The 18673-nt window shown below is 46.6% G+C and carries 25 protein-coding genes and 1 tRNA gene; 14 read left to right on the forward strand and 12 right to left on the reverse strand.

Going from position 1 to position 18673, the window contains the following annotated elements:
• Nucleotides 1-103: 103 nt before the first annotated feature.
• The 5 genes from JGK11_RS08725 to JGK11_RS08745 form a co-directional block, all read right to left on the reverse strand.
• The gene (locus tag JGK11_RS08725; protein WP_293181188.1) at nt 104-610 is read right to left on the reverse strand and encodes a GUN4 domain-containing protein; all 507 of its coding nucleotides are present in this window, start codon (nt 608-610) and stop codon (nt 104-106) included.
• Nucleotides 611-615: 5 nt separating this feature from the next.
• Nucleotides 616-744, reverse strand: coding sequence for a hypothetical protein (locus tag JGK11_RS08730; protein WP_293181185.1), 129 nt, complete (start codon nt 742-744; stop codon nt 616-618).
• A 19-nt stretch (nt 745-763) separates the two neighbouring features.
• Nucleotides 764-1915, reverse strand: a complete 1152-nt coding sequence (gene gcvT, locus JGK11_RS08735) for a glycine cleavage system aminomethyltransferase GcvT (RefSeq protein ID WP_293204978.1) — start codon at nt 1913-1915, stop codon at nt 764-766.
• A 240-nt stretch (nt 1916-2155) separates the two neighbouring features.
• Nucleotides 2156-2228 (reverse strand) — tRNA-Ala (locus tag JGK11_RS08740).
• A 152-nt stretch (nt 2229-2380) separates the two neighbouring features.
• Nucleotides 2381-2584, reverse strand: coding sequence for a hypothetical protein (locus JGK11_RS08745; RefSeq protein WP_293146445.1), 204 nt, complete (start codon nt 2582-2584; stop codon nt 2381-2383).
• Between the two features lie 236 nt (nt 2585-2820).
• Between JGK11_RS08745 and JGK11_RS08750 the strand changes: the two genes are divergently transcribed.
• The 7 genes from JGK11_RS08750 to JGK11_RS08780 all read left to right on the forward strand — a co-directional run bounded on the left by JGK11_RS08750 (nt 2821) and on the right by JGK11_RS08780 (nt 5589).
• Nucleotides 2821-3090, forward strand: a complete 270-nt coding sequence (locus JGK11_RS08750; protein ID WP_293184503.1) for a hypothetical protein — start codon at nt 2821-2823, stop codon at nt 3088-3090.
• Nucleotides 3091-3294: 204 nt separating this feature from the next.
• Nucleotides 3295-3540: a DUF433 domain-containing protein gene (locus JGK11_RS08755; protein WP_293184500.1), complete on the forward strand. Its 246-nt coding sequence runs from the start codon at nt 3295-3297 to the stop codon at nt 3538-3540.
• Complete coding sequence (locus JGK11_RS08760; RefSeq protein ID WP_293184498.1) at nt 3540-3737, forward strand: DUF5615 family PIN-like protein; 198 nt, start codon at nt 3540-3542, stop codon at nt 3735-3737. Before JGK11_RS08755 ends, JGK11_RS08760 begins: the two co-directional genes overlap by 1 nt.
• Before the next feature lie 28 nt (nt 3738-3765).
• A complete protein-coding gene (locus JGK11_RS08765) occupies nt 3766-3996 on the forward strand; it encodes a hypothetical protein (RefSeq protein WP_293146439.1) in 231 nt (76 codons plus the stop codon).
• A gap of 41 nt (nt 3997-4037) precedes the next feature.
• Entirely contained in the window at nt 4038-4256 is a 219-nt protein-coding gene (locus JGK11_RS08770; RefSeq protein WP_293184495.1) for a hypothetical protein, read from the forward strand.
• Nucleotides 4257-4490: 234 nt separating this feature from the next.
• A complete protein-coding gene (locus tag JGK11_RS08775; RefSeq protein ID WP_293184493.1) occupies nt 4491-4727 on the forward strand; it encodes a DUF433 domain-containing protein in 237 nt (78 codons plus the stop codon).
• Nucleotides 4728-4944: 217 nt separating this feature from the next.
• Nucleotides 4945-5589 carry a hypothetical protein gene (locus tag JGK11_RS08780; RefSeq protein WP_293184491.1) on the forward strand — a complete coding sequence of 215 codons (645 nt, stop codon included), beginning with the start codon at nt 4945-4947 and terminating at the stop codon, nt 5587-5589.
• 77 nt (nt 5590-5666) lie between these two features.
• Here JGK11_RS08780 and JGK11_RS08785 read toward each other — a convergent pair whose 3' ends face one another.
• Nucleotides 5667-6164 carry a hypothetical protein gene (locus JGK11_RS08785; protein ID WP_293184489.1) on the reverse strand — a complete coding sequence of 166 codons (498 nt, stop codon included), beginning with the start codon at nt 6162-6164 and terminating at the stop codon, nt 5667-5669.
• 311 nt (nt 6165-6475) lie between these two features.
• Between JGK11_RS08785 and JGK11_RS08790 the strand changes: the two genes are divergently transcribed.
• The 4 genes from JGK11_RS08790 to JGK11_RS08805 all read left to right on the forward strand — a co-directional run bounded on the left by JGK11_RS08790 (nt 6476) and on the right by JGK11_RS08805 (nt 7966).
• A complete protein-coding gene (locus JGK11_RS08790; protein WP_293184487.1) occupies nt 6476-7111 on the forward strand; it encodes a Uma2 family endonuclease in 636 nt (211 codons plus the stop codon).
• A gap of 77 nt (nt 7112-7188) precedes the next feature.
• A complete protein-coding gene (locus JGK11_RS08795) occupies nt 7189-7503 on the forward strand; it encodes a DUF433 domain-containing protein (RefSeq protein ID WP_293184485.1) in 315 nt (104 codons plus the stop codon).
• A 26-nt stretch (nt 7504-7529) separates the two neighbouring features.
• Nucleotides 7530-7745 carry a type II toxin-antitoxin system HicA family toxin gene (locus tag JGK11_RS08800; protein ID WP_293184483.1) on the forward strand — a complete coding sequence of 72 codons (216 nt, stop codon included), beginning with the start codon at nt 7530-7532 and terminating at the stop codon, nt 7743-7745.
• The gene (locus JGK11_RS08805) at nt 7742-7966 is read left to right on the forward strand and encodes a type II toxin-antitoxin system HicB family antitoxin (RefSeq protein WP_293184481.1); all 225 of its coding nucleotides are present in this window, start codon (nt 7742-7744) and stop codon (nt 7964-7966) included. The genes JGK11_RS08800 and JGK11_RS08805 overlap by 4 nt, the downstream gene beginning before the upstream one ends.
• Nucleotides 7967-7972: 6 nt before the next feature.
• On the opposite strand, the gene JGK11_RS08810 is transcribed toward JGK11_RS08805, so the two are convergent.
• From JGK11_RS08810 to JGK11_RS08830, 5 genes are all read right to left on the reverse strand, one after another.
• A complete protein-coding gene (locus JGK11_RS08810) occupies nt 7973-8158 on the reverse strand; it encodes a hypothetical protein (protein WP_293211278.1) in 186 nt (61 codons plus the stop codon).
• A 22-nt stretch (nt 8159-8180) separates the two neighbouring features.
• Nucleotides 8181-8615, reverse strand: coding sequence for a hypothetical protein (locus tag JGK11_RS08815; protein ID WP_293184479.1), 435 nt, complete (start codon nt 8613-8615; stop codon nt 8181-8183).
• Nucleotides 8616-8618: 3 nt separating this feature from the next.
• Nucleotides 8619-8816 carry a hypothetical protein gene (locus JGK11_RS08820; protein WP_293184477.1) on the reverse strand — a complete coding sequence of 66 codons (198 nt, stop codon included), beginning with the start codon at nt 8814-8816 and terminating at the stop codon, nt 8619-8621.
• 48 nt (nt 8817-8864) lie between these two features.
• Nucleotides 8865-9050: a hypothetical protein gene (locus tag JGK11_RS08825; protein ID WP_293211281.1), complete on the reverse strand. Its 186-nt coding sequence runs from the start codon at nt 9048-9050 to the stop codon at nt 8865-8867.
• A gap of 241 nt (nt 9051-9291) precedes the next feature.
• Nucleotides 9292-14028: a glutamate synthase-related protein gene (locus tag JGK11_RS08830; RefSeq protein WP_293211283.1), complete on the reverse strand. Its 4737-nt coding sequence runs from the start codon at nt 14026-14028 to the stop codon at nt 9292-9294.
• A 136-nt stretch (nt 14029-14164) separates the two neighbouring features.
• Here JGK11_RS08830 and JGK11_RS08835 point away from each other — a divergent pair, with 136 nt between their 5' ends.
• Together JGK11_RS08835 and JGK11_RS08840 are read left to right on the forward strand one after the other, a co-directional pair.
• Nucleotides 14165-14377, forward strand: a complete 213-nt coding sequence (locus tag JGK11_RS08835; RefSeq protein ID WP_293184470.1) for a hypothetical protein — start codon at nt 14165-14167, stop codon at nt 14375-14377.
• Nucleotides 14378-14659: 282 nt separating this feature from the next.
• The gene (locus JGK11_RS08840; protein WP_293211285.1) at nt 14660-16975 is read left to right on the forward strand and encodes a phosphodiester glycosidase family protein; all 2316 of its coding nucleotides are present in this window, start codon (nt 14660-14662) and stop codon (nt 16973-16975) included.
• A 174-nt stretch (nt 16976-17149) separates the two neighbouring features.
• Here JGK11_RS08840 and JGK11_RS08845 read toward each other — a convergent pair whose 3' ends face one another.
• Nucleotides 17150-17977, reverse strand: a complete 828-nt coding sequence (locus JGK11_RS08845) for an alpha/beta hydrolase (protein ID WP_293184465.1) — start codon at nt 17975-17977, stop codon at nt 17150-17152.
• Between the two features lie 60 nt (nt 17978-18037).
• Here JGK11_RS08845 and gcvH point away from each other — a divergent pair, with 60 nt between their 5' ends.
• The gene (gene gcvH, locus JGK11_RS08850; protein ID WP_293184463.1) at nt 18038-18427 is read left to right on the forward strand and encodes a glycine cleavage system protein GcvH; all 390 of its coding nucleotides are present in this window, start codon (nt 18038-18040) and stop codon (nt 18425-18427) included.
• Nucleotides 18428-18673: the final 246 nt, after the last annotated feature.

An 18673-nucleotide genomic window follows, 5' to 3' on the forward strand; every position in this document is an offset into this window, starting at 1 on the left:
GGAGAGGGGGAGAGGGGGAGAGGGGAGAGTGGAAAAATATTTCTTGCGATGAATTTACCAATTCCCAATTCCCAATTACCCTGAAATGCCTAAATGCTAAACTCTACAAGTCTCGACGCGAGAGAATAGACACCCACTCCCTTCCCCTCTCTCCATCAAACCACCAACAAATCCCCCAAATATTCCAACAATCTAAAACTGGAAGCTGAGCTTCAGGTGCTTTCTCTGAAAAAGTGATGTCTTCGTAGTAGACCCATTGATTCTTTTGTCTCCAACCCACACGATCGCCAAACCTGCCCCAAACTTCGCTATTATATCCACTGGTTCCCCCCAGACTTTGATAAATAAGCTTCTGCACGCTAAAGCCGAAGTGACCTTTAGAATATTTTACCCAAAGTTGGTCAATGGTACGCAAGTCCTCGCAGGGGAATTTTTCAATACTTTCTGTATCCAGCCATTCTTGTTTCGTACCCGCCACCTTCAACATCACTCTCAGGGTTTCTCGATCGGCTTCTTCCCACTTGTTAGCTGCCACTAAATCTCGCAATTTGCTATAATCGATACCCACGGCAGAAACTAACTCAACCTCATTTTTTTCGGCTTGTGACATAGAATTCAACCTTTTTTGTAATCCTCGATCGCACTTGAGTGTGTCAAACAAATCAAATCAACCACCGAAGCATCCAATTTCGCCCTCGAAGCACTTAAAACCATCGGGTTGAGTCTATTTTTTGACTTTGACATTCACCCGATCGAACGTTATTTAATTTGGGCGATTTGGCGATCGATAAAATGGCTTTTTCACCACCGTAGCCGGGTAATTTTTCCCGCGAATCTCAACTTCTAACTGCTGGCCGACTTTACCTAATTTTGCCGGAACAACCGCGAGGGCTACCGCCCGATTCAATGTAGGCGATAATGTACCGCTAGTAATTTCTCCTACTTTTTCCCCTGCAACTATTATCGGATAGCCATGACGCGCAATGTGCCGCCCCTGCATTTCCAAGCCTACCAACCGTTTCGATACTCCCGTGGCTTTCTGCTGTTCCAAAACATTCCGCCCAATAAAATCGCCTTTGCTATCGAGGTGAACTACCCAACCCAATCCAGCCTCTAAAGGTGTAGTATTGTCATCGATATCTTGACCGTAAAGTGCCATTGCTGCTTCTAAACGCAAGGTATCTCTCGCACCCAAACCGCAGGGAACAACGCCAGCATCTAGGAATTTTTGCCAGACTTGTTTTCCGGTTTCTATATCCACCATGATTTCAAATCCATCTTCGCCAGTATAACCTGTTCTGGCGATAAAACTCGGCTGTCCCAACAACTTGGTTTCTAAGTGTCCGAAAGCTTTAATTGGTTCGAGGTTATCTTCGACAAAAGGCTGGAGATAGTTAACAGCTTCCGGGCCTTGAATTGCAATTAAAACTTGGTCTTCGGAGATGTCGGTGAAAACAAGTTCGCTCAAGTCTAAGTGGGCGATAATCCAGGCTTTGTCTGTGATGCGAGTGGCGGCGTTGACAATGATTGCTGCCCGTTCTTCGCCCGTAGTTCTATCGGGTTCTTGGCAGTAGAAAATAATGTCGTCTAGGATGCAGCCTTTGTCATTTAATAAGACTGTATATTGAGCTTGTCCTGGTTGCAACCGACTTAAGTCTGACGGTACTAAGGGTTGAAATTTTTCTATTACCTGTTTCCCTCTCAAACAAAATTTTCCCATGTGGGAAATGTCGAACATTCCTGCTTGCTGGCGTACTGCTTGGTGTTCGCTGCTGATACCTGCGTACTGTACGGCCATCTCCCACCCGGAAAAGGGCACCATCCGACCTTTGAGCTGTAATGATAGTTCGTACAGAGGCGATCGCGCAAGCTGACTCGTTATCTCTGGATTGTTGGGTTCAGTTGAGTTTGCCACAGGTAGCGCTTTGTTGGTTGCGGGTAGACTGTTTTGATTTTAGGGGAAAGTTGGTTTTTGTGGTGTGTGGTGCGATCGAATTTAAGAATACGCTCGCGGTTGAAACCGCGTGTATACAGACAAAACCCACTCCAAGTGCGTTGAAGAATACGCTGTGAAGATTATGTTATTCTCTTCAGTCCGCGGAGGCGGACTTCGTTTGTGTAGACGCGGTTTCAACCGCCCTCTAATCTTGACTTATGGAGAATAGCGGGCTCGAACCGCTGACCCCTACAATGCCATTGTAGTGCTCTACCAACTGAGCTAATTCCCCTTTCTTTTCGCGCTCTCAATCATGCCTTAACTGACCGATATTTGTCAAGCCTTTTTGAGAAAATAGTTTGGAGCCTTGGACAGGCAAGGCTTTTGGCTTTTTTTTCAAAAAAATTCCTCGCTTTTTGACAATTTGTCGATCGCTACTACGATTTAGTAGGTGTGCTGGGATATTTCGGTTAAATGGCTCAAACAAGACCCCATGAGGAAGTAGACGACTACCAGGGCTGCGGCTGAAACCGCAACTAGGGTGCCGGCTAGGATTAGTGAAAATTCTCGTTGCGCGATCGCCTCTTGCATTAGATGCAATGACCAGGCAACGAGGGCAACGTCAATTATTAAAATAGAAACCAGCATAAGTTACGATTTGTAACAGCTTACATATTGTAACAAAAGTTTTCGCGGAGTGCAGATAAGCTCATATGTATTTAAGTATTGATGTTAAACGGATGGGGAGCAGCGCAAAGCCATCAAGAAAAAGTATAGGTTTTCTTGATAATTACGATATGCAAAGTAAATGAGAGCTAGCTCTGCTTTACAGTAGTTGGCTTGAGTTCGCTTCTCAAGCGGGATTGCATTTTTAAGGGTACAGATTGCTGGAGTTTCACAGCGCTGACGGTTCCGCTTCTAGCACCCACTACCGTACAGGAGACTGGGAAGTGGTGAGGGTGGAAGAGTACCCGACAGCAATACCTAATAACGAATTTGAGATGATTGTAGTTGGATACTGCAAATATGTCCCCGTCGAAACTCCGCTGATACCGATGCCAAACGCTCAGGTGTCGATCGACTCTTTTGGAGATGAATCGGCTTATCAAGAATTTTTAGCTCAAACAGCAGAAGTCTCACGTCATAATCTCTGATACCGTTGCTTCAGAACAACTCATGGAACTCGTTTATGAGACACTTCCTGCCTGCGCCTAGCCTACAAATAATACTTTAGAGAGTATTGAGCTGGAAGTGCCGATCGCACAATTCGATCGGGGCGTGAGTTTGAGACGATAAATGAAGTAAGCTAGAGAGAAACGTTTCAAAATAGATGCAGACTCCGTAGAGGCAAGCTGACTATGAACTGGAAAGCACACATTCACTCAAATCCTAAAATTCTGCTTGGCAAGCCTGTCATTAAGGGAACACGAATATCAGTGGAGTTTATTCTAGGGTTGTTTTCAGAAGGTTGGACGCCGCAACAAATTCTAGAAAATTATCCAACACTTAATCCTGAATCTATCCAAGCAGTATTTGCTTTCACTGCGGAATGCCTCAAAGAAGACGTATTTTACACACCTTTACTCTTTGCTGAGGCAAGTTAATGCGGTTTCTGGCAAATGAAAACTTTCCTCTTCAGAGTGTACAACTGCTGCGACAAGCGGATCTGGAAGTCGCTTCTATTACCGAGGATTCCGAGGTTTTGGCTCGTGCGACGGATCAGCAACGGGTGATTTTGACGTTCGATCGCGATTATATTGAAATACTTTATGGCTTGTTTGTGGCGAAGGTTGTAGAATAGAGAAGATCCACTGCACTGAATAGATGCCATGTCTTCTCCTGCAATTACCACGATCGTTAAGATGCTTGAGTCCCTACCTGACGAGCTTCAAAAGCAGGTAGTGGAGAATGTTCGCGCATATCTGTCAGAAATTGAAGAAGAAAAGCGATGGGATGAGTCGTTTAAGCGGACGAAGAATAATCTAGTCGCGGCAGCCCGGAAAGCCAAAGCCGAGATTGCAGCGGGAATGTCTACGCCGATGGACTATGAGCAGCTATGAAGTCCGCGACATTGCCCTCATTTTGGGAAAAGTACCGTGCCATGAGTCCAGCGATCAGAACCGGAGCCAGGAAAGCGTATCGATTATGGGCAGAGAATCCGTTTCATCCGTCGTTACATTTTAAGTGCATTGACAGTGACGAAGATATTTGGTCAGTGCGTGTAACGAAGAGTCATCGGGCTGTGGGAGTAATGTTAGGGGATACGATTACCTGGTTCTGGATTGGAGATCATGATGAGTACGAAGCATTTTATTCGTAAGCGCCACCTGTAGAACAGGTTCGTCATCACACGCCGGAAGAACCAGCATCAATATTGTTAAATTTATTACAGCTCGAAGGATTGCAATTTGAGGAACGGTTTACGGTGGTGGATCGCGATCGAATTCGTCAACGCCCGTTACCGTAGATGGCGATCGCATAATTCGATCGCGGTGTGAATGTTGATCGATAAATGAGGTAAGCTAGAGACAAAGGTTTCAAACAATTTCGATCGATGCCAGCATCCGTTCCCGATCTGTTGGACAGAATCACGGTGAATCCAAGACAATGTGGCGATCGTCCCTGCATCCGGGGAATGCGGATTCGAGTCATCGATATCCTAGAATTGCTAGCTGCGGGTGAGCAAATTTTTGAGTTTCTGGAAGAATTGCCAGACTTGGAACTTGACGATCTCAAAGCTGCGCTTCTCTATGCAGTCCGCAAACTCGATCATCCCATTTTAGCCACATGACTATTTGGTTGAATGCTCATCTATCACCAGCTATTGCTGTATGGATTACTGCCACCTTCATACTTTGTTATCAAGGGGCGCGATCCTAAAATTCGTGAAAAACGTACCAAGTCATTTGATAATTATCACTGTATTATGCTATCCTAATACGAGTGCGAGGAAGTCCATCAGAAAAAAAAGATGCTTCTGAACAGAAAAATTATTATAGGGTGAGTGTATGACAGATATTTCTACCAGCTCCCAAACCAATGATTCTCCTAAAAATTTCTCCGATGCCTTTGCCAACATCTTCGCTAGTCTTGCGGGTGCCATCAAGGATCTTCCTCAGTGGCAGCGAATAGTAGGATTTGTTCTGCTTGGAGCTCTATTACCAATTACGGTGGGGATTTATGCTCTATCTTCCGATCCAAACCAGGTAATTCTTTTATCCGTTATCTTTCTAGTTTGGATCTTGATCCTACTTTTCGTGATGTATACTCTTACTCAACGTCAAATAAAATTAAGAAATAGGAATACGCAAAAAGAGCTTGATCTTGAAAGCACCAAAACCGAATTGCAAGAACTAAGATCCAGTCTACTTAATGCGACTAAAGACAAGCATCAATCTCTTGTAGAAATAGAGTCTCGGCTAGCAAAAATTAGTACCGAAATAGGTGAATTGGTTCGAGATCACCCAGGACTTACTTCAAGTATTACAAAGGTGAAGAATTCAGTAGACACCCTGAGCGAATATATTAAAGAAAATGAAGAAAGCTATGATGATTTTCTTCGATTAATGGATGGAACAGAAAGTATGAGGAAGTCAAAATCTGTTGCAGCATCTATTCTTTTAAGTGAATCATCCCAAAAATCCTCAACTTAGCCATAACCCTCTTTTATCAGTCCGTGAAAAACCAAGCGCCAAAAAGCTTTGGCGCTTGGGTTTCCACTTTTTTATCTCTAAATTTTAGAAGAGAGTTTGTTCACTAGGTATGCCAAGTAGGGTTTTGTTTCATCCGGCCACTTCCCTTCACCCTTTGCTTGAAGTTTTGCCATAAAAGCGTCCCAATCTGTCACTATACTCTGTAATTTATCTACATATGCAGGTAAATCCTGAGCTAGGACTTGCTTATTTTTGCAAGGATAATCAATTGCCCAGTCATCTAGTATAGATGTGTCATCAGCTTCCGTTGCAAAGCTTACCAATTCCATAAAATCTTCCAGGTCTTTCTGAACTTTATCTTCAACGTTTTGCGTTTGATAGTTGAAAGGTTTATGGTTCTTGTAGTAAGCCTTGATCAACTTACCATAACCCTTCCGAAGTTTAGCAACATCGAATAGCACCGTTGCCTTGAGTTTTGTACGAACTTTCTCTATGTTTTCTAAGGTTGGATTACCCATCAGGTGGTTAATCTGGTTGATAAATGGCTCACAAAACTGCTCTAACGTTTCAAACATACTAAGTTCCTCAATTACTGACTACTTATTCACCTCTCTCAGAACAAGAGCAGGATAATTTGTATAAAACTCCTAGATGATATCGGAACAGCCAAATTAGTACCTTAAATATTCTTATTGTAAAACCGTCTTTTGTGAAATTGGTCAGGAAGATAGTAGATTAGCTCGTTCAGGAGGGGTCTAACAACCATGTTGGAGCGCACCCACCATTCCTCGATCCCGCAGACGACATCCAGCGCTCAATGCCTTAAGATCGCCCGCACCAGTTTTGTTATCATTAAAGTCAATGGCTGCAAAAGGGAGATTAGACCATGTTTGCCCTCGTATCACCCGAAAAAATTCAATTGCCTGCGGGTTCTGTAGTGCGCTTACCCGCAACTTGGCAAGAATATCAAAGTTTGTACGATCGCCGAGGAGATGGTTCTATTCCGCGTCTGAAGTATCGCAATGGAGAAGTATTGCTGATGTCACCTTTACCCGTACACGGAAAAGATGCCAACTTAATTGCTGACATCGTAAAAGCCATCCTAGATAGCGATGGGCGGGAATACGATGCGTTTACTCCTATCACCATGACAGTGCCAGAAGAAAGCGGAATTGAACCAGATTATTGCTTTTACATTAACAATTGGCAAGCGGTTTGTGGAAAAAAGCGGATAGATTGGCAAAACGATCCGCCGCCAGATTTAGCCATAGAAATTGATGTCACCAGTTATTCCGACGTACAAGACTATCTTCCCTATCGGGTTCCTGAAATCTGGCTGTACAAGAAGCAGCAACTGTTAATTTATGGGCTGCAAGGCGGAAACTATCAAGTTCAAACTCACAGCCTCTATTTTCCAGAATTAGATTTACAAAGTGCGATCGCCCGTTGTGTAGAAATTGCTTATCAATGCAACACCAGTGCTGCTATCCGCGATTTGAAGCAACAACTAGCTAACCGATAGGCGATAAACGTAATTCAATTCCAGATAAACTCGATCGCATCCGCCTACAATAATAAGTAGTTAGAATCCCAAAATGTATGCCCGTTGTAGCAGTTAAAACTTACATAGAGTATCGGAATGATGCCTATTGGGTTGAAGGAACTCGGATTTCTCTTGACTCGATCGCCTATGCTTTCCAACAAGGACTATCCCCCGAAAGTATTGTTCAGTCTTTCCCGCTGCTGACGCTGGAACAGGTTTATGGGGCGATCGCCTTTTATCTAGCCAACCGCGCTGCAATCGATGCTTACCTAGCCGCCGAAGAAGCTGCATTTGATGCCATGCCTCAACCTCTACAAAGCAGCGATCTAGTTTTGTACAACAAACTGATGGCAGCTAAGGCTGCAAAATAGAAATAGAGAGGAATGCTAAGTAAGAGATGCCCAAAAAAATCAGGGATTTGAAAAGCCTATTATTGAAAGCAGGATTTACTTGTGAGTCTGCTAAAGGGAGCCACACCAAATGGTCACATCCTCTACTACCAGGAAAGCTGACTCTCTCGGGAAAAGACGGCGGTGATGCAAAACTCTATCAGGAAAAAGATGTTGACAACGCTCTCAAGCAATTAGCTGAAATTGAGGAGGAAAACAAATGAACAATCGTTATACCATTATTATTCAGTGGTCAGATGAGGATAACTGCTATGTCGTTAGTTTTCCCGAATGGGGAGACTATTGTCATACCCACGGGGATACTTACGAAGACGCATTAAAAAATGCCCGCGAGGTTTTGGAACTTCTCACTGAATCGACCGTAGCTGATGGTAAACCCTTGCCACAGCCGCAATTATTCGGTCAATTTTTACAACACGCATAAGCATCTCTAAACATCATTAATAAAGATTGTCGCCTGTGGATTACAGACTTCTGCGATCGTGTAACTTTGCATGACAGATGTTATTTCATAGGTTATATCTATTCTAGGCAAAATTGGCACGAATTGGGAGATCGATCGCCACTTTTGTTTTAGCCAACCGCAAATAATCAAAAAAGGTATGAAAATTTCCATACCTTCCTAGTGGAGATTATTTTTAAACAAGTGCTGTTGCTTGCTTTGTTTGTTCGAGATACTGCCGATATTTTTCCTCCGAACCGAAGGAGTCAACTGAAACCGTAGCTTTTGGCATCGGTATCAATGGTGTCTGAACAGGGGAGTATTTGCAGTAGCAAACCACGATCATCTCAAATTCATTGTTCTGGATGGCTCTCAGGTATTCTTCTACTCTAATTACTTCCCAGTCGCCTACGCGGTAATGAGTATCAGCACCAGCTATTTGGGTGTCTTTAGATTCTGTCAGAGTTTGGAACTCTAGCGGCCGATAACCAGGTTCGGGAATCGGTGAATTTGATGAATCAAAATACTCTGCCAAAATGTCGGTTAGCCCTCCGGTGTGAGCTAAAAGTCTGTTCTCGGCACCTTCTTCTTCTGTCCAGTCAGCGCGAAAAATAATGTATTTTCTGCCCATTTGTTAATCCTCCTCGTCTTCATCCATGTAGTTAGGAAAACTGGTTTCACCTTCAAATATGCAGGAGTATTTGAGGGTTGAGTCTTTTGTCGGTTTGATTCGTAGCAGTCGCCAGCCGTATTTTTCCTGCATTGCGTAACACCGCCATCGTTCGGTGACGGAGTGGCTTGAGGTGACTTCCTCTGGTTGAGAATTGGTCACAACGATCGTATCTCCATAATGTTCATTTGAATGGTGTCAATGGCAAGGTCATTTAGATTTAGGTTGTTGAGTTCGATAGTCTGGGTGTTGCTGCTTGCGCTCTAAGAGCGTTTTCCGAACGAATGCCAGCACTAAGCTGGGCACACTTCTGAACTCGGAATCAGCCCATTCTTGCAAAACCTCATATTCTTCGGGGTTCACTCGGATGGTGATTACAGGCTTTTTGGAAGGCATTGCTTGTTTGCTCGCATACATTAATACCCATTATCTCTACTCTTTACCTTCAAACACTTGTCCTCGGGTAATACACCTGTCTTCATATAGCTTTAAAAGTTGCTTATGTTAACAGGTGTTACACCTGACATTTAGTATAACACCGCAGCGTTGCGATCGACTCTACAGCTCAAAAACCCAGAATAATTATCAAAAAAGGGGCAACTCGCGTCACCCCTCATCTATTTAACCAGCCGCAAAATTAAACTTCCACAGCAATCTTTTGTTCCGAAGCCTCCGGCGAATTCGCTTCACTTGGCGGCACAACTTGCCAGAACTTCGGCAAATATTCCGACCAATTTGCGAGAATCTTCGCGGCTTTTTTGCTGCCCGTTCGATCGCGCTGCATCTCAATTAACTCCTTCAATTGCGCCTCACCAGCGGCCGTAGAAACCCGCTGCATCTTCACAATCTCTCCGTTGACGTGAGCCGGGAAATTGCCATCTTCATCGAGGAAATAACCCAAGCCGCCAGTCATTCCAGCGCCGACGTTGCGGCCGACTTTTCCTAGGACGACGATCACGCCACCAGTCATGTACTCGCAACAGTGATCGCCTGCACCTTCAATGACTGCTTTCGCCATTGAGTTACGCACCGCAAACCGTTCGCCCGCTTTACCCGCAGCTAACAGGGTTCCGCCCGTCGCGCCGTACAAGCAAGTGTTACCGACGATCGCATTTTCGGCAGCATCATACGTCGCACCAGCGGGCGGTTTGATCGCAATTTCGCCACCGTGCATCCCCTTACCAACGTAGTCGTTAGCTTGGCCAGACAGTACCAGCGTCATCCCCGGTAAATTGAACGCGCCGAAGCTTTGGCCCGCGCTACCTGTGCAGTTGAGGACTATTTCACCAGTAAAGCCTGTGTTGCCGTGTTGCAGCGCGATCGCACCTGATAAACGCGCTCCCACAGTGCGATCGGTATTTACCAATGTTACATTCTTGCTGACAGTGCCGTGATTGCCGATCGCACTTTGAATCTCAACATCCGCCAACAATTCGTCATCCAGCACAGGCCCGTTGGTGTGAATGTCGCCGTGGACTAAGAAAGATCGATCGCCCTTAGTATCCGGTAACTTCGTCAAACAATCCAAATTAATCGCTTGAGTTTTAGTTAGTTTCACCCCATCCCGCATCTTCAGCAAATCCGCGCGGCCGATGATATCTGCGATCGACTTATAACCCAACTTCGCCAACAAACTCCGCACTTCTTCTGCTACGAAATAGAAGAAATTAACCACGTGTTCCGGCGTTCCGGGGAACCGTTTCCGCAAGTGTTCCTGTTGAGTTGTGACGCCCACAGGACAACTATTCATGTGGCAAACGCGAGCCATAATGCAGCCTTCGGCAATCATTGCTACCGTGCCGAAACCGTACTCTTCGCCGCCCATCAAAGCGCCGATAATTACGTCCCAACCAGTTTTGAAGCCGCCGTCAACGCGCAGTAAAACTCGATCGCGCAACTTGTTCTCAATCAGCACTCGGTGAACTTCGGTCAATCCGAGTTCCCACGGAGAACCTGCGTGTTTAATCGAACTAAGTGGAGACGCACCGGTGCCGCCGTCGTGGCCGGAAATTTGAATCACATCAGCATTTGCCTTCGCAACGCCCGCTGCTACAGTGCCGATACCGACTTCCGATACCAACTTCACCGAAACACCCGCTTTCGGATTGATTTGATGCAAGTCAAAAATCAACTGCGCCAAATCCTCGATCGAATAAATGTCGTGGTGAGGAGGAGGCGAAATCAAAGTGACACCCGGTTTCGATCGGCGCAAATAGGCGATGTACTCGCTCACTTTCGGCCCCGGTAATTGACCGCCTTCACCCGGTTTCGCACCTTGTGCGACTTTAATTTCGATTTGTTTGGCGCTCATCAGATACTCAGGAGTTACCCCGAAACGTCCTGAAGCTACCTGTTTGATGGACGAACAGGCTGTATCGCCGTTCTGCAAACCTTTTAAGTGAGGTAGGGTTTGTGAGAAACCGGCCGCGCTCACATCGTTCAGCACATTGTATCGAATCGGGTCTTCGCCGCCTTCGCCGGAGTTGGATTTGCCGCCGATGCGGTTCATTGCAATGGCGAGTGTTTCGTGGGCTTCCGGCGACAAAGCGCCGAGAGACATTCCGCCGGTGGCGAAGCGTTTGACAACATCTGCTACAGATTCGACTTCTTCGATGGGGATGGAAGGGCGATCGCTCGCAAAGTCGAGCAAATCTCGTAAAGCCGTAACCGGGCGGTTTTCTAGCTGTTTTTTGTAAACCTCGTAATGATCGTAAGCCGTTTTTGCTTCAGTGCGAGCGTCCCCGCTCGCGGCGGGAGAGACTTCGGCCCCGTTACCGTTACCGTTAGTATCAGCCTTAAATGTAGCCACAGCCTTGTGCAAAGCCTTGGCCATTTCCGGGCTGTTCATGTGATATTCGCCACCTCGGCGGTACTGCACGAAGCCGAAGTTTTCCAGCTTTTTCTGGAGTAATTCGGGGAAAGCCTGAGAGTGGAAAGACATTACCTCGTTAGCAAGTTCAGCGATACTCAAACCGCCGATTCGAGACACAGTGCCTTTGAATCCCAAATTGAGCAGATCGGCGCCAATGCCGATCGCCTCAAAGATTTGCGCGCCTTGATAGCTAGACAGCAGCGAAATCCCCATTTTCGACATAATCTTCAGCAAGCCGTTTTCTACCGCTGTGCGATATTTAGCTTGAGCCTCAGTGACGGTAATCTTGGGAACTTTGCCATGTTCCATCAAATTTTGAGTTTTGGTGTCAAACCACCAGCCGCGCACGCTTTCCAGTGCTAAATAAGGGCAAACTGCGATCGCGCCGTAACCAATCAAACACGCGAAGTGGTGAGTGCTCCAGCACTGCGCCGTATCCACAACCAGCGAAGTTTGCATCCGCATCCCGACGCTAATTAAGTGGTGGTGAACTGCACCAACTGCTAGCAAGGGGGGAATGTAAGTGCATTCATCACTCAATCCCACAGCAGCAGATTCGCCTTTTTTCTGCGATGGTCGATCGCTCAAGATCAGAATTCTTGCGCCCGATCGAATTGCCTCCACAGCATCTTGACAAAGTTGCTCGACTGCGCTTTGCAAGCCAGCAGGCCCGGAAGTAATTTTGTAAAGAGTTGACAGTTGCTTTGCAGGGAAAGACTTTTGGTCTTTCAAGAAAGACAGTTCACCGTCGTTGAGTACGGGGGAATCAATTTTTAGCAGCTTGGCATTTTCCGGTGTTGCTTGCAGTAAATTGCCGCGCAAACCCATATTCATTGTCAGCGACATCACCATCCCCTCGCGCAGGGGGTCGATCGGCGGATTTGTCACTTGAGCAAACCGCTGTTTGAAATAGTTATAAAGTAACTGAGGCTTTTCTGACAACACAGCTAAGGGAATGTCATCGCCCATGCAGAAAGTCGGTTCTTTTCCAGAACTTGCCATCTCCACAATTACCATATCCAAATCTTCGGCGGTGTAGCCAAAAGCAGTTTGGGTGGCTAACAGGGCTTGCGAGTCGAGGGTTGCGGTTTCGGCAAAAGGCTGAGGTTGCAAGGTTTCGCGGTGTTGTTTGAGCCATTCGCCGTAGGGGTGGCGCTTCGCAATCCGCTGTTTTAGCTGCCAATTTTTGAGAATTTCCTTGGTTTGCAAGTCCACTGCAATCATTTGTCCGGGCCCCAAGCGGCCTTTTTCGACGATATCTGCTTCGGGAATATCGACAACTCCGGCTTCGGAGGCGACAATTACCAAACCGTCTTTAGTAATGCAGTAGCGGGCTGGACGCAAACCGTTGCGATCGAGCGTAGCACCTACTTGCTTGCCATCGCTAAATACCAACAGCGCCGGGCCATCCCAAGGTTCTTGAATACCGCTGTAATATTCGTAAAAATCGACAATTTCGGGATAGGGAACCAAATCCGGCTGATTTTTGTAGGCTTCGGGCACCATAATTGTCAGCGATTCCAGGGGCGATCGGCCGGAGTGCACCAACATTTCCATCACGTTGTCCAAGTTTGCCGAATCGCTGCTTTCGGAGTTGACAATGGGATTGAAGGTGTCGATGTCGGCTTGACTCCAATTCGGGTGAGATAAATTCGCTTGTCGCGCTTTCATCCAGGTAATATTGCCCAACAGCGTATTAATTTCGCCGTTGTGTCCCAGCAAGCGCATGGGTTGGGCTAGGTGCCAGCGGGGCATGGTGTTGGTGCTGAAGCGGCGGTGATAGACGGCAAAGGCGCTTTTATAAGCGGGATTTTTCAGATCGAGGTAAAATTCTCCGAGTATTGCCGATCGCACCATGCCTTTATAGACGATCGTGCGGGAAGAAAAAGAGCAACTATAAAAGTCTTGGCGGGTGAAGCCTGGGCGATCCGATAGCGAGTGTCCGATCGTGCGGCGGGCGAGAAATAACTGTCTGTCGAGCTCATCTCCGGCTAAGTTTGGTGAACTTACAATGATTTGTTCGATTTGAGGTTGATTTTCCCGTGCTTGCGGGCCCAAAACCGACGGTACAACGGGAACTTTCCGCCATCCCACCACAGTGAAACCGCGTGCTTTCACAACTTCCTCAACCACCTGCCGCGCGGTATTGGCTTGACTTTCATCTTGAGACAGAAACATCATTCCTACCCCGCAGTTTTCCTGTGGTGGAGGCACAATTCCCTGTTCGGCAAACCAAGTATGCAACAATTCCCAAGGAATTGCAGTCATCAAACCTGCGCCGTCGCCAGAATCGGAGTCTGCACTGCAACCGCCGCGATGTTCCAGACAAGTTAAGGCTGGGAGGGCTTTTTGAATAAGTGAGTGCGTAGCTTCGCCGCTTTGATTGGCAATAAACCCCACACCGCAGGCATCTCTTTCTTCCACTAACCAGTTTTGGCCGGCAAATGGAGTTCCTCGCTCAGTTTGATGCACGTTGCTGTTTAGATCGATCGTGTTACCCATGTTGATTGAATGTTATTTCTGTGATTGTGTGGTTGATTTGTTTTTATAGCTCGGAGAGAGAATGCTGCCGAGCGGTGGGAGTCTAGTAAATCTTAAAACAGCACATAGCAAGCTGATTCGATAAAAATTTACGTAGATGCTTCCTGTACGTAACGCGGAAACCCTGTTTGGAGATTTTAAATTATCTCGATCGAATCGCTTCGGAGATCTCTGGCAGAATACGCTGCTGTTAACAAGCAGCGATCCTTTGAGGAATTGCTACCCAGCAACTAGATATATTGGGGGCGATCGAGTTTTTTGCGTGTTTTTTCCTGAGTCCGCTCGATCGCCTTGCAGCGAACATCAGTAAATAGTAACTTTAGCTTTATTTTGTTCACTGCGGTGTTTAGTTGCTTTCGTCAGCGCCCCAGACATAAAAGACACCTGCTCGCGGGCGTGAGTAGGTGCAAGTAGTGTTGTAGCAGCGAGGCTCACAACTAATTAAACCCTGCCTTAATATTATGCAACTAACTACAGCCAACTACACAGCCAAAGAAATTAAGATTATTCAATAAAATTAGATTTTTTTACCGTTGTGCTGTATTGCAGGCATTTTTGAAGGTTAATGGTTTTAGGTTTCCAGAATAAAAAAATGCACATTAGACAAAAACGGCTAGTAGCAGCTAACAGAAGGCGATCGAGTGTTTGGCCCTGGATATTGTCAGTGTCGATTTCGCCCGTACTGGCGACGATCCTTCTGTACTCAGTCTGGAATCAACCTGCAACAGCCCAAGAGAGTCGGAGTGGCACAGGCATCTTGCCTGTGGCCTCTGGGGGCATCTTGCCTGTGACTGAGGGCGGGCTAGAAGCCCACCCCACAAAGAAAGGCTTGATAAATGGTGACACAGGCATCTTGCCTGTGGCCTCTGGGGGCATCTTGCCTGTGGCCTCTGGGGGCGGGCAAGATGCCCACCCCACAAAGAAAGGCTTGATAAATAGTGGCACAGGCATCTTGCCTGTGGCCTCTGGGGGCGGGCAAGATGCCCACCCCACAAATAGCTTGATGGATAGTGGCACAGGCATCTTGCCTGTGGCCAAAAATAGTGCAAAGTCTGAGTTAAAACTAATGACTCAATCTATACCACCAGTTGCCACAATCAAACAAGGCCGCCAAGTCTCTCTCAACGGCCGGATTCTGCCCTTAGCTTGGACTCAGCAGCCAACAAATAACACTTCTACTAATTTCAGAACTTGGATTGCGGATGTTGGCTTAATGCAATCTGCCGGAGTCGATTTGCTGTCCACCGCCGACAGTACCAAACAACCTGTACAGTGGTTTTCCGTATCTTTAAGTAATGCTCAAAGTTTGACAGTGCGATCGACTGGTGCGTATCGTTACTTAGATATTACCGATTTTGCTAAACTTGCCGGCTGGCAAATATCGATCGACAATAATCTCCTAAAAATCACCACTCAACCTGCGAATGTCACCGGAATTCGGCAAGCAGCCAGAGAAACGGGCGATCGCATTGTTCTAGATCTCGATCGCGCCGCCCCGTGGCAAGTTAACTTTGTGGATACACCCAGCCCATCACCAACAGACGACCCCACAAAACCCGCTATCCCTTTGCAGGTCAGCCCCGTAACACCAAACCTCGAAACACCAGACGACCCGACAAAACCAGCATTCTCGCAGCCGCTAGCACCCATACAGGCGATCGCCAGTCAAGAATGGTCGATCGCGATCGATGCCAAAGTCGATCGCACTTTGGGCGATCGCATTTTTGCAACCAGTCAGCAATTGCGATCGCTAAAAATCGAACCTGCGGGGAATCAAACCAGAATCAAAGTACAAATTCCCTTAGGTTGGCGGCCGCAAGTTTTCAGTTTAGGAAATCCCCATCGATTAGTAATCGACATTCGCCCCGACTCGTTAGTAGAAAAAGACATTGCTTGGGCGGCGGGAGTTCGATGGAGACAACAGTATCAAAATTTAGGAACAGCGCGTTTCCCGGTATATTCCTTAGAAGTGAATCCGCGTCAATCCGGCATCAAAATTCGACCGTTGTTGAGCAATCCGCCGACAGAGAAAGGTAGTGCACCTTTATTACAAACAGCGGAACTTTCGGGAACGGCTGCTGCAATTAATGCCGGATTTTTCAATCGCATCAATCGACTAGCTTTAGGTGCGATTCGGCGGGATACTAAATGGCTTTCCGGGCCGATATTGAATCGCGGGGCGATCGCTTGGAACGATCGAGGCGAATTTGCGATCGATCGTTTGACTTTGCAAGAAACTTTGATAACTTCTGCGAATCAACGTTTATCTATTTCCCAGTTAAATAGTGCCTACGTGGAATCTGGAATCGGTCGTTACAATCCCGATTGGGGAGGGACTTATACTCCGTTTTCCGACGATGAAATAGTTGTCACAGTTGCGGGCGATAGAGTTGTCAGTCAATCCCCCGGAGGTGCCACGGGAAAAACCAATTTTCCAATTCCAGGGAACGGTTATATTTTAGCTTTGCGTTCCGATTTGTCTCCTGCATCCCAATTGCTAGCAGGAAATTTATTGCGTTTAGAAACTAACACAATTCCGGCTAATTTCAACCGCTTTCCCTACATTCTCGGTGGCGGGCCGGTGTTGGTACAAAACAGTCGAGTGGCTGTGGATGCGAAGGCGGAAGGCTTTAGCGATGCCTATGTTCGACAGACGGCGATTCGGAGTGCGATCGGGCGAACTGCTGCGGGGAATTTGCTAATTGTAGCGGTGCACAATCGCGCGGGCGGGGCCGGCCCAAATTTCGCGGAACTGGCGCAGATATTGCAGCAAATGGGTGCTGTGGAGGCTTTAAACTTGGATGGGGGAAGTTCGACAAGTTTGTATTTGGGAGGCAGTTTGCTCGATCGCCCGCCGTCTACTGCTGCGAGAGTCCATAATGCGATCGGCATTTTCATCCAACCATAAATCAATCAAAAAAAGGTTCGATCGTTCGGACTTCATATCAAATCCGGTAGCATGGGAATTGTTAATCTCTCTATTCTCTCTGTGTCCTCTGCGTTCTCTGCGGTTAAATCATTCCGATGCAACCGGAAACGATATCAGTCCTTCTTTCTGAGGACTCAAGTCCTGACTGCAAACTTAATTGGCGATCGCACCAACAAACCTTCGCAAAGTGGTAGCATAGCGATCGCCAGCGACCTCCATTAAATCGTTGTGTCCGGCGCGATCGACCCAAAAATTAAGTTTCGGCTGCTTAGCAGCCGCAAAAAGCTGCTCTGGGTGCCAAAACGGCACCACCCGATCTGCCTTACCGTGAATTACTAAAACGGGCGATCGTACTTTACCAATTTTATCAACATTCACAAACTTATCAAACGGGAAAAGCGGAATCCGCGTCAACACCCGAAAAACCGAAACAAACGAACTTTCAACCACCAAACCGCCCACAGATTGCCGCGCAGCCAAATCAACAGCAGGCCCGCCACCAACAGAACGTCCGTACAGAATAATCTGCTTAGGCGGAACTCGCAACTGTTCGGTTAAATAACCGTAAGCCGCCGAACTATCGCGATAAACATTATACTCAGAAGGCTTTCCCTGACTCGTACCGTAACCTTGATAATCGTAAGCAAATACAGCAAACCCGCTATCTCGAATCTCTCGCAAAACCGACCAAATATATCCCAAATCCTCTGCATTGCCGTGACTGTAAAGTATGGTATATTGGGCTTGGGGGTTCGGAAAATGAACAGCAGAAATTTTCAGACCATTAGCTGAGCTAAGTTTAATGATTTCGCTGGTATCCTGGTAGCCAGCAGCGGGAGGTTGAAAAATCAACCTGTCTGAAAAAAAGACTGCGTAAAGACACAGAAAAGCGTAGATAAAAATTATAGAGCTAAAGACTCGTTGGACAGAGAATTCCCCGAAAAGTAAAAGGTTCATATTTTTTTTATTCCAATTTGCCATAACTCAATGCCCATAATTTAATAAGATTTAATTGAGACTTTGTTCATTGCGAGAAAAAACATGGCACTACAATACCCCGATGACCTAAAATACCTAGACACTCACGAATACATCCGACTCGAAGGGGAAATAGCCACGATCGGCATCAGTTCCTTTGCAGTTGACCAACTCGGTGATATTGTGTTTCTAGATTTGCCTGAAGTCGGTGCAGGGTTGGAAAAGGGCGAACCATTCGGTACAGTCGAGTCAGTGAAAGCAGTTGAAGACTTGAAAGCGCCTGTGACTGGTACAGTCGTAGAACGCAATGATGACATTATAGAGTCTCCCGAAAACTTGGCAGAAGATCCCTACGGCGCTGGCTGGTTTCTGAAAGTGCGCGTTGACAACGCTAGCGATGCGGATGATGCTTTGTCGGTTCAAGACTATCGCAAAATGGTAGAAGGGGAGTAGGGCATGGGGCAAACAGGGCATGGGGCATGGGCCAAACAGGGCATGGGGTTTGAAACTGTAACTTAATTTATGGACAAAGCTACCCATACTTGACTATTTGGGTAGCTTTTTGAGCAAATTGTGGCCGCGCGAGACTATTTGCCCCTGGTTCAATTTGTTTTTGCCTCCGTGCCATTGGATGACAGATGTGGGCGTCTTGCGTCAGAGAAATCTGCATTTGGACTGATTATAATTTTTTACCTGCCA

The sequence above is a fragment of the Microcoleus sp. PH2017_34_RAT_O_A genome, from assembly GCF_020737885.1.
In the GTDB taxonomy this organism is placed as follows: Bacteria; Cyanobacteriota; Cyanobacteriia; order Cyanobacteriales; family Microcoleaceae; genus Microcoleus.